Origin of the sequence: Blastomonas sp. CCH9-A1, from assembly GCF_001557175.1 — a bacterium.
GTDB classification, from domain to species: Bacteria; Pseudomonadota; Alphaproteobacteria; order Sphingomonadales; family Sphingomonadaceae; genus Blastomonas; species Blastomonas delafieldii_A.
On sequence record NZ_LSHM01000030.1, the window covers coordinates 195,808 to 208,622 of the forward strand.

Annotated in this window: 13 protein-coding genes; 9 read left to right on the forward strand and 4 right to left on the reverse strand. The window is 65.7% G+C overall.

What is annotated here, in order from left to right:
* The first annotated feature begins 167 nt into the window (after positions 1-167).
* The 3 genes from AX725_RS08855 to AX725_RS08865 are packed head-to-tail and all read left to right on the forward strand — an operon-like array spanning position 168 to position 4,412.
* Positions 168-881 (forward strand): response regulator transcription factor, encoded by a 714-nt coding sequence (locus tag AX725_RS08855; protein ID WP_060977507.1) that lies wholly within the window; start codon positions 168-170, stop codon positions 879-881.
* A complete protein-coding gene (locus tag AX725_RS08860; protein WP_060977506.1) occupies positions 878-2,203 on the forward strand; it encodes a FecR domain-containing protein in 1,326 nt (441 codons plus the stop codon). The genes AX725_RS08855 and AX725_RS08860 overlap by 4 nt, the downstream gene beginning before the upstream one ends.
* A complete protein-coding gene (locus AX725_RS08865) occupies positions 2,196-4,412 on the forward strand; it encodes a CHASE2 domain-containing protein (RefSeq protein ID WP_156439036.1) in 2,217 nt (738 codons plus the stop codon). Before AX725_RS08860 ends, AX725_RS08865 begins: the two co-directional genes overlap by 8 nt.
* Here the strand turns inward: AX725_RS08865 and AX725_RS08870 are convergent.
* From AX725_RS08870 to AX725_RS08880, 4 genes are all read right to left on the reverse strand, one after another.
* Positions 4,409-4,948: a hypothetical protein gene (locus tag AX725_RS08870; RefSeq protein WP_060977504.1), complete on the reverse strand. Its 540-nt coding sequence runs from the start codon at positions 4,946-4,948 to the stop codon at positions 4,409-4,411. The two genes, AX725_RS08865 and AX725_RS08870, sit on opposite strands and share 4 nt — an antisense overlap.
* Entirely contained in the window at positions 4,945-6,201 is a 1,257-nt protein-coding gene (locus tag AX725_RS08875; protein WP_060977503.1) for a M20/M25/M40 family metallo-hydrolase, read from the reverse strand. The genes AX725_RS08870 and AX725_RS08875 overlap by 4 nt, the downstream gene beginning before the upstream one ends.
* 134 nt (positions 6,202-6,335) lie before the next feature.
* A complete protein-coding gene (locus tag AX725_RS21260; RefSeq protein ID WP_167348196.1) occupies positions 6,336-6,509 on the reverse strand; it encodes a hypothetical protein in 174 nt (57 codons plus the stop codon).
* Entirely contained in the window at positions 6,506-7,879 is a 1,374-nt protein-coding gene (locus AX725_RS08880; RefSeq protein WP_060977974.1) for a class II 3-deoxy-7-phosphoheptulonate synthase, read from the reverse strand. Before AX725_RS08880 ends, AX725_RS21260 begins: the two co-directional genes overlap by 4 nt.
* A 148-nt stretch (positions 7,880-8,027) precedes the next feature.
* On the opposite strand from AX725_RS08880, the gene AX725_RS08885 reads away from it, so the two are divergent.
* The 6 genes from AX725_RS08885 to pal all read left to right on the forward strand — a co-directional run bounded on the left by AX725_RS08885 (position 8,028) and on the right by pal (position 12,799).
* Complete coding sequence (locus AX725_RS08885) at positions 8,028-8,528, forward strand: YbgC/FadM family acyl-CoA thioesterase (RefSeq protein WP_060977973.1); 501 nt, start codon at positions 8,028-8,030, stop codon at positions 8,526-8,528.
* A complete protein-coding gene (gene tolQ, locus AX725_RS08890) occupies positions 8,525-9,226 on the forward strand; it encodes a protein TolQ (RefSeq protein WP_060977972.1) in 702 nt (233 codons plus the stop codon). Before AX725_RS08885 ends, tolQ begins: the two co-directional genes overlap by 4 nt.
* Positions 9,226-9,687: a protein TolR gene (gene tolR, locus AX725_RS08895; protein ID WP_060977971.1), complete on the forward strand. Its 462-nt coding sequence runs from the start codon at positions 9,226-9,228 to the stop codon at positions 9,685-9,687. The genes tolQ and tolR overlap by 1 nt, the downstream gene beginning before the upstream one ends.
* A 32-nt stretch (positions 9,688-9,719) precedes the next feature.
* Positions 9,720-10,667 carry a cell envelope integrity protein TolA gene (tolA, locus tag AX725_RS08900; protein ID WP_066119113.1) on the forward strand — a complete coding sequence of 316 codons (948 nt, stop codon included), beginning with the start codon at positions 9,720-9,722 and terminating at the stop codon, positions 10,665-10,667.
* Positions 10,668-10,817: 150 nt separating this feature from the next.
* Entirely contained in the window at positions 10,818-12,098 is a 1,281-nt protein-coding gene (gene tolB / locus AX725_RS08905) for a Tol-Pal system beta propeller repeat protein TolB (protein WP_060978836.1), read from the forward strand.
* Positions 12,099-12,280: 182 nt separating this feature from the next.
* Positions 12,281-12,799, forward strand: a complete 519-nt coding sequence (pal, locus tag AX725_RS08910; protein WP_060978835.1) for a peptidoglycan-associated lipoprotein Pal — start codon at positions 12,281-12,283, stop codon at positions 12,797-12,799.
* The last annotated feature ends 16 nt before the right edge of the window (positions 12,800-12,815 follow it).

The following is a 12,815-nucleotide window of genomic DNA, read 5'->3' on the forward strand; positions in this document are numbered from 1 at the left end:
TGATCGGCCTGGATACGAAAAGTCCCGGAATTCCGCCGCCCTGAGACCATTCTCGTGTAAAGCTATGTAAAAACGTATACGAGGGGACTCGCCAATTACCGCAAAAACAGGCATTTGCATGCTTAACAAGAGTTAAGACCAATCCGGGCGCATGTCGGGGGAATTTGATGCGCATCGCAATCGCGGATGACGACGCAGGCAGTCTGGCCTTTCTTGAAAACGTTGTCATTGGCATGGGTCATATCTGCGCCAAATTCGGCGACGGAGAAAGGCTTGCGGCTGCGCTGTTAAGAGATACGTTCGATCTTGTCATGCTGGACTGGAACATGCCTGGCAAGTCCGGTCTGCAAGTTGTCGAGTGGATGCACACGACGCTCGAGAGCCCGCCGCCGGTGATCATGCTGACCGCGCGCACCGCCAAGCGCGACGTGACCGATGCGCTCAACGCCGGGGCCGACGATTATATCTGCAAGCCCGAGGAAGAAAGCGTGATTGCCGCGCGCATTGCAGCGGTGCTGCGGCGGACGCATGGCGGCGCGACGATGGAGAAGATTGCCGAGTTCGGCGGCTATCGCCTCGACCGCATGGCGCAGACGATCCGCCATGATGGCGCCGATATCGTGCTCACCGCCAAGGAATTCGAGCTGGCCGACCTGCTGTTCCGCAACCGGGACCGGACGCTGTCGCGCGCGTACATCATGGAAACGATCTGGCGCACGAGCGCGGATCTCGCGACGCGCACGCTGGACATGCACATCTCGCGGGTGCGCGCGAAGCTCAATCTCAAGCCGGAAAACGGTTTTCGCATCTTCACCGTTTTCGGCTATGGCTATCGGCTCGAAACGACCGATCCGTCCAAGGACCCTGAAGCAACCGGATGACCCTGCGTGCCGTGCCGACGTTCTGGCTGATGTTGCTGATGCTGCTCGCCGGCGGCCTGGCCCTGGCCGAGCCGGCAGCAGCACAGGCGCGCGATGACGACGCCATCGTCTATACCGTCCGCAGGGGTGACACTCTGATCGCGCTAGCGCGCGATTACATGCTGCGCGAGACCGACTGGAGGGAGGTCCAGCGGATCAACCGCGTGGCCGATCCCTACAAGCTGCCGATCGCCAGCCAGCTGTCGCTGCCGATTAGACTTTTGCGGTCGCGCCCGGCCAGCGCCACGGTCGCTGCTTTTCGAGGTCAGGCGCTCGCATCGGTGGCCAATGCTCCACTGCGCAGCGTAGCCATGGGCCAGGTGCTGGGCGAAGGCGCGCGCGTGACCACCGGGCCTGCCTCCTCGCTCTCGCTGTCGCTAACCGATGGGTCGGTCATCACCCTGCCGTCCAACAGTGCGCTGAGAATCGGGCGACTGCGCAAGCTGCTGATTACCGACAGCATCGATTACGACCTGACGCTGGAGACCGGATCGGCCCGCAGCCGTGTTACGCCGTTCCGCAACCGCGACGACCGCTTCCGCCTGCGCAACCCGATTGCGGTGTCCGCCGTTCGCGGGACCGATTTCCGCACGCATTTCGATGCCGGCACCGAAACCTCGCGATCCGAGCTGCTTGAGGGTGGCATTGCACTGACGACGGGATCGGCAAAAGACACGCAGCTCGAACCCGAGTTCGGCGCAGTGATCGGCAAGACCGGCGCCATCGCCGTAGAGCCCCTCCTGCCCGCCCCACAGCTAATCGGCGGAGCAGGTGTCCAGCGCGCCCCGATGGTTGCCTTTGCGGTGCAGCCCGTGGCCGGTGCGCAAGCCTATCGGTTGCAGATAGGCCGCGACAGCGGTTTTGTGGACATCGTCGAGGATGTGTCTGGCAACAGCCCGGATTTCACTGTGCCCTCGCTCGAGAATGGACGCTATTTCGCCCGGTTCACAGCGATTGCCGCATCGGGCCTCGAAGGCCTGCCCGGCACCATCGCCTTCCGGCGGCGGCTGGCCACTACCACCCAGCCGGCGGTGCCCGGTCAGGATGGCTATGTCTTCCGATGGATTGGTTCCGGCGAGGGCATGCGGCGCTACCGCTTCCAGTTGCGCCGCGAGGACAGCCCAAGTTGGCTGGTCGATGAAGCGGGGCTGGCCGGATCTTCGATCATCTTGAGCGACCTGTCGCCGGGCCGCTATCTCTGGCGTGTCGGCACGACGACGCACAGCGAGGACGAGACCGATACCGACTGGACCGCGATGGAGAGCTTTGTCCTTGGTGAATGAGCCGAGGAAAGGCGCACCGGGCGGATCGGCAGGATTGCGCCGCCGCTTCCATATCGAGTGGGTCTGGGTCACGGCGCTCTCGTCGGTGCTCGTGATCGCCGCCCTGCTCGGCGGCTGGACGCGCCCCGCCGACGATCTGCTCTACGATGCCGCAATGCGCGCTGCCCCGGCCGAAGCCGATCCGGATATCCTGATCGTCGCGATCGACGAGCCTAGCCTGGCCGCGCTCGGCCGCTGGCCCTGGCCGCGCCGCCTGCATGCAGAATTGCTCCAGCGGCTCGCCGATGCGCGTCCGCAATCGGTAGCGATGGACCTGCTGCTCACCGAGCCTGCCGCCGATGATCCGGCGCTGGCCGAAGCCATGCAGCGCCTGGGCGTGCGTCTCCCCGTGCAATTCCTCGTCCCCGGTCGCAACGGCCAGGCCTTCGAGCGGATCGATCCGGTGGACGCACTTGCGCGGAGGGCCGCTGCCATCGGCCATGCGAACACGCAAATCGACGCCGACGGCACCGTGCGCGCTGCGGCGCTGTGCTTTTCCGCCACGGACGATACCGACCCGCTACCGCATCTCATGGCGCTCGGACCGCCCGCGCGCGCCTGCAATACGGCGCGGCGGCTGCGCTTTGCTCTACCCGAAAGCTTTGCGACCATTTCCTATGTCAGCGTGCTGCGCGGCGAGGTCCCGCCTGCCCTGCTCACCGGCCGCAGGGTGCTGATCGGCATGACGGCGCAGGGCCTGGGCGATCGCTATCCGGTGCCCGTATCCGATGGCGGCATCATGCCGGGGGTGGAGATCAACGCGAACGTCGCCAATGCCCAGTTGCAGGATGGCTGGGTGCATTCGCTCCCGCGCCCGCTGCAGATCGCCCTCGCGCTTGCTCCGGCCTGGCTGCTGATGCTCGGCTTCTGGCGCATCCGCCCGCGCGCCGCCAGCCTGCTCGCGATCGGACTGATGCTGGGAACGCTCTTGCTCAGCACAGCGGCGCTGGCAGCAAACTGCTGGATTGAGCCCGGCCCTGCATTGCTGGGTATCGCCCTGGTCTATCCGCTCTGGGGTTGGCGCAGGCTGCAGGCGACCAGCGATTACATGCGCAGCGAACTCGCGCGGCTCGAGAACGAAGATTCGCTTCCCCTGAGCCTTCCAGTGGCAGGCGATAGCGACCATGTGACCCGCCAGGCCGAGCAGTTGGCGCGCGCGATAGCCCAGTTGCGCGATCTCAAGCGGCTGGTCGGCGATGCGCTGGCGGGCCTGCCCGATCCGGCGCTGGTCAGCGATCTGTCGGGCCGTATCGTGCTCACCAATGCTGCGGCAACATCCGGTTTCGGCGATGGGCTGATCGGGGCGGAAGTCGACGGTCTGCTTGCCGATATCGCCGAGACGGCAGCGCGCAAGCCGATTGCGGCCTATCTCGCCACCCCGGACAGCGGCCATATCGAATTCGAGGCTGGCGATGGCCGCGCTTTCGTGCTGCGGCGCGCCGCGATTGTGGGTGCTGACGGGCAGCCGCGCGGGCGGATCGATTATCTCACCGACATCACTGTCATCGCGCAGGCCCGGCGGGAGCGCGAGCGGGTGCTCCAACTGCTGTCGCACGACATGCGCGCGCCCCAGGCGGCGATCCTGGCCCTGTTGTCCACCGATGGCGACTCGGTCGACCGAGCGCGCATCGCGCGGCACGCGCGGCAGACGCTGACCCTGGCCGACAGCTTCGTCGATCTCGCCCGGATGCAGGAGCGCGGCTTCGATCCCGAGCCGGTGATCGCGGCGGACCTTGCCAGCGAGGCTGCCGACAGCCTCTGGCCGATCGCCCAGCAGCGCGGTGTGCAGATCCGCGTCGTCGACGAAAGCGACTGCGCCTTTGTCTCGGCCGAACGCGAAAGCCTGTTCCGCGCCGTCGCCAATCTGATCGACAATGCGGTGAAGTACAGCCCGGATTCCGGCACGGTCACGGTACAGATAGACCGCGTGTCGGGGCAGGTCCGGCTGAGCATTCGCGATCAGGGCAAGGGCATCAACCCCGCAGTCATGCCGCACCTGTTCGAACGCTTTGCCAGCGAGAATGCCGGCCATATCGTCAAGGGCGTGGGATTGGGTCTCAACTATGTCGCAGCCGTGGTGGAGCGCCATGGCGGCACGATCGCTGCGCATAATGCCGCAGATGGCGGCGCGGCATTCGAGCTGACGCTGCCGCTGGACGATCCCGACTAGCGCGTGCCCTTGCGAGCGATCTGCACGCTGCCCGGGCCGACATCCAGCCGGTCGACGGCAGCGCTGACCAGATGCGGCAGGCTGTTGGTGAGCCGCGCCCTGCAGTGAAATTCGGCAGCGTCGCTCGCAAAGGCGACGTCGCCTGTCACGCGTTCGGTCAGCGTGATCGTCAGCCGATGGTCGCTTCTGGCGCAGCCGCTATTGTTGCTGCGGTCCGCCGCCGGGGCGATGGTGCCTGCAACCTTGCCCAGATCATCGCCAGCCTTGACCGCGATGTTCGCCGGACGTTCGGCCAGCGTCACCGCGAGCAGATAGTCCCCCCCTGCCTGCTGGTTCCAGCCACGCTGGCGCAGTGCGGCGGCAACCATGTCGCGCGCCTGGCCGGGAAACATGTCACCGTCATCGGCCGTGGCGACCAGATCGAAGCTGGCGCGCGGCGGCAGCGGCCGAGGCGCGGTGGCATCGACCCGCGTCAACACCGGCGAGGCGCATCCCGCCAGCAACACTGCCGCGACCAGCGCCGATGCGCGGATCATTTCTTCGTCCAGTCGAGATTGGCCACCGCGACCACCAGCGCCAGGCCGGACGAGAGCCCGTTGATGAAGGCGTTGCGTTCGATGTTCACATATTCGTCGACCGAATGCGCACGGCCGCCGCCACCGCCCGAGCCGATCGTGATCGCCGGAATGCCCAAGCTCATCGGAATATTGGCATCGGTCGAAGAGGCCTGGAGCTGCGTTTCGAAACCATGATCGCCGAGCACCTTGCGGCTGGTGACGACCAGCGGATGCGTGTCGGCCGTGCTGCCCGCAGGCCGGTCGCCGATCCGCTTCTTTTCCGCCGAGATCACGCCGACATTGGTCGACCGGGCATAGTTTTCCGCGGTCACCGCCTCGTCGACGATAGCCAGGAAGCGCTGTTCGAGCCGGTCGAGCGCCTTGGGATCGGGCGAGCGCATGTCGACCTGAAGCTCGATCCGGTCGGGAATCGAGTTGACCGAGGTCCCGCCCGAGACGACGCTCGCGGCATAGCTGGTGCGCGGGCTTGCGGGCACGTCGGTCTCGTAGAGGCGGCGCACAGTGTCGGCCATCGCCACCATCGGGTTGACGATGCCGAACGCGCCATAGCTGTGCCCGCCGGGGCCGGTGAACGCGACATTGTAGCGCTTCGAGCCCACCGCCTGGTTGACGATGCGCGAGGGGTCCGAGCCATCGACCGAGACGAAAGCGGCGATCCGGTCCTTGTAGGCATTCTTGGTGAACAGGAAGCGCACGCCGCGCAGATCACCCGGCCCCTCCTCGCCCACGGTCGCGACGAACAATATGTCGTGCTTCGTTTCCACCTTGGCGGCGTTCATCGCGCGGATCCAGGCGAGCAGTCCGGTCAGCCCGACCGTGTCGTCACCGACGCCCGGCGCGTTGAGCGTATTGCCCTCGCGCCGCACCTTCACATCGGTGCCTTTGGGAAAAACGGTGTCGAGATGCGCGGTGATCGCGACCAGCGGCCCGCCCGCCGGGGCCGTCCCGCGCCTTATGCCGGTGACATTGCCCTCGGCATCGATCGTGACTTCGGTTAGGCCCAGCGCCTTGAACTGCTGCTGGAAATAGGCCGCACGCGCCTGCTCACCGAATGGCGGCGCGGGGATTTCGGTGATGGTGATGAGTTCCTGGACGATGCGGTCATAATCGCCCGCCAGCGCGGTCTTGGCGGCAGCGGCGTCCTGCGCGAAGGCGGGAGCGACGAGTGTGGCGCTCAGCGCAAGCGTGGCAACGAAACGGCGGATGGTCATGGCTTCCCCTTGTATCGATCTTGCTCCCCTCCCTTCAAGGGAGGGGTTGGGGGTGGGTGAAGCGTCCAGACGCATCCCTGGTGCAGACGACCCACCCCTGGCCCCTCCCTGTCCAGGGAGGGGAACAGATAGGTCTAATCCCGCGTCAGCAGGAAATACACGACATAAAACCACGAAAAGAAACCGTGGATGATCGCCCAGAGCACCGATTTGTGCGCGGTATAGCTGATCGCGATGGCGAGCGCGCTGCCGAAGCCGACGCCGTTGCGGACGACCTCTTTCTGGACGATGACCCGGCGTTCGCTCATGCTGCCTTCCGGGTGGAAGCCGCGACCTCAGCGTTCAGCATTTCGGCCACCTCGAAGGCGACTTCGAGCGACTGCGCCGCGTTGAGCCGCGGGTCGCAATGGGTGTGGTACCGGTCGCCAAGCGCCTCGTCGGTGATCGCGATCGCGCCGCCGGTGCATTCGGTGACATTCTGCCCGGTCATCTCGATATGAATGCCGCCGGCATGCGTGCCCTCGGCGCGGTGGACGGCGAAGAAGCCGCGCAGTTCGGCCATGATCCGCTCGAACGGCCGCGTCTTGAAGCCGCTTTCGGACTTCACGACATTGCCGTGCATCGGGTCGCACGACCAGATGACCGGATGGCCTTCCTTCTTCACCGCGCGGACCAGCGGAGCAAGCCCGGCCTCGACCTTGTCATGCCCGAAGCGGCTGATCAGCGTCATCCGGCCCGGAATGCGCGAGGGGTTGAGCGTGTCGAGCATGTTCAGCAGCGCATCGGTGCTCAGGCTAGGCCCGCACTTGATGCCGATCGGGTTGCCGATGCCGCGCAGGAACTCGACATGCGCCGATCCCTCGAAGCGGGTGCGGTCGCCGATCCACAGGAAATGCGCCGAGGTATCGTACCAATCGCCGGTCAGCGAATCGCGCCGGGTCATCGCTTCCTCGAACGGCAGCAGCAGCGCCTCATGGCTGGTGTAGAAGCTGGTGCCCTGAAGCTGCGGCACGGTATCGGTGCTGATGCCGCAGGCGCGCATGAAGTCCATCGCCTCGCTGATCCGGTCCGCTGTCTCGGCATAGCGCTCGGCCCAGGGGCTGCGACCCATGAAATCGTGCATCCACTGCTGCACCTGCTGCAGGCTGGCATAGCCGCCGCTGGCAAAGGCGCGCAGCAGGTTGAGCGTTGCTGCGCTCTGCGAATAGGCGCGGACCATCCGCGCAGGATCGGGCTCGCGCGTCGCCGCCTCGAACTCGATGCCGTTGATATTGTCGCCGAAATAGCTTGGCAGCTCGATTTCACCCTGCTTCTCGGTCGGCGCGGAGCGCGGCTTGGCGAACTGGCCCGCCATCCGGCCCAGCTTCACCACCGGGCGCTTCGAGGCAAAGGTCATCACCACCGCCATCATCAGCAGCACGCGGAAGGTGTCGCGGATGTTGTTGGGGTGGAACTCGGCAAAGCTCTCGGCACAATCGCCGCCCTGCAGCAGGAACGCCTCGCCGGCGGCGACGCGCGCGAGTTCCTTCTCCAGGCTGCGGGCTTCGCCGGCAAAGACCAGCGGGGGATAGGTCTTGAGCGTGGCTTCGGCATCGGCGAGGGCTGCGGCATCGCGATACGCCGGGATATGCCGCGCCTCATGGGTTCGCCAGCTATCGGGGGTCCACTTGCCTGCCACGTCAATCACTCCAAAAAATACAGCCGGCAAGGTACGCCGGGCCGCGCCCCATAGCAATGTCGGGCGCAAAATGCAGCAGGCAATCGGCATTAATGTTCCAATGCGGGCCGCCAAGCCTTGCCTTTGATGTCGCAAAGACTCTAAGCGGATGGCCATGGTTCCTCCCGACATCATCCCGTTCGCTGGCCGGTTCGAGGGGCGCACGCACTATTTCGCGCTGCGCGTCTATTTCGAGGACACTGATTTTTCAGGCATTGTCTATCATGCCAACTATCTGCGCTATCTGGAGCGTGCGCGATCGGACATGCTGAGCCGTCTCGGCATCGACCAGCGCGGCACGTTCGAGACCGGCAACGGCGTCTATGCCGTCGCCGACATGACACTCAAGTTCGTGCGCCCGGCGAAGATGGACGATGCGCTGATCGTGATGAGCCAGGTCACTCGGCTGCGCGCCGCGGCGTGCATCATTCATCAACGAGTCATCCGGCGCAGCCAATCTGTCGTCGAATCGTTTGAGACACTGCTGGAGGCAGAGGTTACCGCTGCCTTCATCAACCCCGAGGGGCGCCCCATCCGCCAGCCGCGCGCCTGGGTGGAGGCGTTCAACACCATCCTTGCTACCGACCAGAAAGACCCGTCCCCGCTATGATCGATACCATGGGCCTGACCCCCGATGCCGTCACCCTGTCGCCGCTCAAGCTGTTCATGCAGGCCGATCTCGTCGTCAAACTGGTGATGATCGGGCTGGCGCTGGCCAGCATCTGGACCTGGACGATCATCATCAGCTTCGGGCTGAAGATCGCCAGGATCGGCAAGGACAACACCGCGTTCGAGCAGGATTTCTGGAAGGCAGGCGATATCGACGCGTTCTACAAGGCGCGCGGGCACGAGAAGCTGCCGAGCGCGCGCGTGCTTGCGGCGGGGGTCGCAGAATGGCGGCGCACCACCAAGGGTCGCGTCACCGATCGCGACGGCGCCCGCCAGCGACTCGCCACCGCGATGCAATCAAGCGTGGGCCACGAGATCGATACCCTGTCCGATCGGCTGAACTTCCTTGCCACGGTGGGTTCGGTCGCGCCGTTCGTCGGCCTGTTCGGCACCGTCTGGGGGATCATGCGCAGCTTCACCGCGATCGCCGCCGAGCAGAACAGCTCGCTCGCGGTTGTTGCGCCGGGCATTGCCGAAGCACTGTTCGCGACCGCGATCGGCCTGTTCGCGGCGATCCCGGCGGTCATCGCCTATAACCGCTTCTCGCACCGGCTGAACAAGCTGGAGGGCAAGCTCTTCCGCTTCTCCGACGCGTTCCACGGCGAACTCAGCCGCGAGCTCGAAAAGGACAGCTTCTGATGGCCATGTCAGTTGGCCCCTCGGGCGGCAGCGGGCGGCGGCGCGGCGGTTCGCGCGCGCCGATGGCGGAGATCAACGTCACCCCGTTCGTCGACGTGATGCTGGTGCTGCTGATCATCTTCATGGTCACCGCGCCGCTGCTGGTGGCGGGCGTTCCGATCGACCTGCCCGATAGCCGCGCCAATGCGCTGGAACAGGAAAAGGAGCCGGTGCAGATCTCGCTCGACGCCGAGGGCCAGGCGTTCATCGACGACGCTGAGGTCAGCATGGACGACCTGCCCGATGCGCTCGAGGCGCTGCGCAAACAGCGCGGCGAGGATAATGGCGATGCGCCGCAGGTGATGCTGCGTGCCGATCGCTCGCTCGATTACGGCAAGGTGATGCTGGTGATGGGTGAGCTGAACCGCGCAGGCCTCAACCGCGTATCGCTGGTCACCACCGGTTCATCCGACCGCCCATAACCGGTTGAGCAGAAAGGCTTACGAGCACAGGAATGGAGAAAAGCGAGCGTCTTGGGCTTTCGGTGGCGGTGGTCGGTCATGTCGCGCTGTTCGGCGTACTGTCGCTCGGCATTGCCAGCCGCAGCGAGCTGAAGATGCCGGTCAAGCCGATCGAGGTGCAGCTCACCGACGAGGTGGGGCTGGAATCCGAATCGCCTACGCCCAATGTCGAGGCGGCAACCGCGACCGCTCCCGAGATCGCACCCCAGGTCGAGAAAGCCGCGCCCGCCGCCCAGAGCGAGCCCGAACCCGCGCCGCCGCCCCCGGTCAAGCGACCCGAACCGCCCGCGCCCAAGGCAATCGAGCGCCCCGCCCCGCCCAAGCCCAAGGCGGCGGAAAAGCCGCGCCCTGCCCCCGTGCCCAAGCCCGCGCGCAGCACCCCGCCTCCGCCCGCCAAGCCGCAGCCCAAGGCGGCCGAGAAGCCCAAGCCCAAGCCCCCTGCCGACACGTCCGAGCGTCGCCGCCCCGACAAGCCCAAATCGACGCCAGCGGCCAAGCCGTCCACCTCGTCGCCCGCCAAGGCCAGCCCCAATACCACCGCGCGCGCACCGCGGATCGGCAAGGATTTTCTCGAGGGCGTGACCGACAAGCCTTCGACCAGCCGCGCGCAGACCCCGCCTGCCGCCACCATCGGCCCGGCGGTGGTCGCCTCGCTGCAGCGTGAGCTGCTGCGCCAGGTCAAGCCGCACTGGGTGCCGCCGACCGGCGCGGACGCGGAACTCTTGCGCACGCGGGTCGTCGTGAAGCTGGATGAGAACGGCAATATCGTCGGAACGCCGCAGGCCACGACCACCGGGGTCAATGCGAGCAACCGCGCGCAGGAAGCGCTGCACAAGGAGCGCGCCATCGCCGCCGTCCGCCGCGCCGCCCCGTTCAAGTTCCCCGCGCAATATTATGCGGAATGGCAGACCATCGAGCCAACCTTCTACCTGGGATTGTAAGCTATGCGCACCATCACCTCTTTCCTCTCCACTTCCCCGTCTGTCCCGAACGAAGTCGAGAGACGTGATCGAAAGGGTAGCGCATACGTCCCTCGACACGCTCGGGACAAACGGAGGTGGTTTGTCGGGCTCTCGCTTGGTGTGGTCGCCATGATGGCCACCCCCGCGCACGCCCAGCTGGCGGTGGATGTGGACAATGCCGGCAGCGCGGACCTCGTCATCGCGGTCCCTGCCCTTCCCACCCCGCAGAGCGAGAACACGCTCGCAGGCACCACCGAAGATCTCGGCAACCGCATCAGCGACGTCATCGCATCGGACCTCGACCGGTCGGGCCTGTTCAAGCCCATCGGGCGCAATGCGGTGAAGCGCATCACCGTCGACGAGGTCACCGCGCCGACCTTCCCCTATTGGCAGGGCCGCAGCGCCGCCGCCCTCATCCAGGGCTTTGTCAAATCGAATGGCGACGGCAAGATCACCGTGGGCTGCTATCTCTACGATGTGGCGCTGGGCAGCGAACTGACCCGCCAGGGCTTTGTCGTCGAACCGGCGGACTGGCGCCGCGCCGCGCACAAATGCGCCGACAGCATCTATTCGCGCCTGTCGGGCGAAAGCCCGTTCTTCGACAGCCGCATCGCCTATATCGCCGAGACCGGCCCCAAGGGGAACCGCACCAAGCGGCTGGCGATCATGGATTCGGACGGCGCGAACCACCGGTTCATCACCAATGGCCAGTCGACCGCGCTGACCCCGCGTTTCTCGCCCGATTACAAGCAGATCGCGTATCTCAGCTATGTCGACGGCAACCCGCGCATCTATGTCTATGATCTCGGCACCGGTCGCCAGCGGCTGGTCACGCAGAGTCGCAACCCCACCTTCGCGCCGCGCTGGTCGCCGGATGGCAAGTATCTGCTCTATTCGATGGCGATCGGCGGCAATACCGACATCTACAAGATCTCGGCCGAAGGCGGCACGCCGGTGCGGCTCACCGACGGCCCCGGCATCGATGTCGGCGGCAGCTTCTCGCCCGATGGCAGCCAGATCGTGTTCGAAAGCGACCGCAGCGGCGGCCAGCAGCTTTATGTGATGAACGCCGACGGATCGAACCAGCGCCGGATCAGCTTTGGCGGTGGGCGCTATGCCACGCCCGAATGGAGCCCGCGCGGCGACCTGATCGCCTTCACCAAGATGCAGGGCAATTTCCGCATCGGCGTGATGAGCCCCTCGGGCGGCGGCGAACGGCTGCTGACCAACAGCTGGCAGGACGAGGCCCCGACCTGGGCGCCCAATGGCCGCGTGATTCAGTTCTTCCGCACCGGGCGCGGCGCGGTCAGCTCGACCGTGTGGCAGGTGGACCTGACCGGTGCGAACGAGCGCCGCCTGCCGACCCCGGTCGATGGGTCCGACCCCGCCTGGGGCCCGATCCTGCCCTGATGGGAGCCTTTTATGGTTCCTGTGGGTTTACCCTTGCGATGAATGGAGTCAGACTTCCTTCAGGTTAACATTGGTTATGTTTCACAATGGGGCCCGAACGGCATGCTGCCAGACACCCCGCAATTCCCCACGGGGCCTAGTCTGTGTCGTCTGTATGGCCCCCCACAAGAAGGAGACGCTCGATGAGAACTGTCCGCAACACGCTTGTCCTGGCCACTGCCGTCATCGCATTGGGCGCTTGCGCCAAAAAGGCTCCGCCTGAGCTGCCGCCCGCGCCGGGTCCGGCAGTCGACAATTCGCAGGGACAGGACAATTCGGGCGTCGGCAATGTCGCCGTTCCCGGCAGCCAGGCCGATTTCCTCGCCAAGGTGCGCTCAGACCGCATCCTGTTCGATCTCGATCGCTACAATGTCGATGCCGACGACCAGATCACGCTGCAGAGCCAGGCGCAGTGGCTGGCGCAGTATCCTAACAAGCAGGCGATCATCGAGGGCCATGCCGACGAGCGCGGCACCCGCGATTACAACCTCGCGCTCGGCGAACGTCGCGCCAATGCAGCGAAGAACTATCTGGTCTCCTTGGGCGTCAGCGAGTCGCGCCTGCGCGTCGTCAGCTATGGCAAGGAACGCCCCGCCGCCATGGGTTCGGACGAGGCAAGCTGGGCCCAGAACCGCCGCGCGGTGACCGTGACGATCGACTGATCCGCTCGTTCAACGC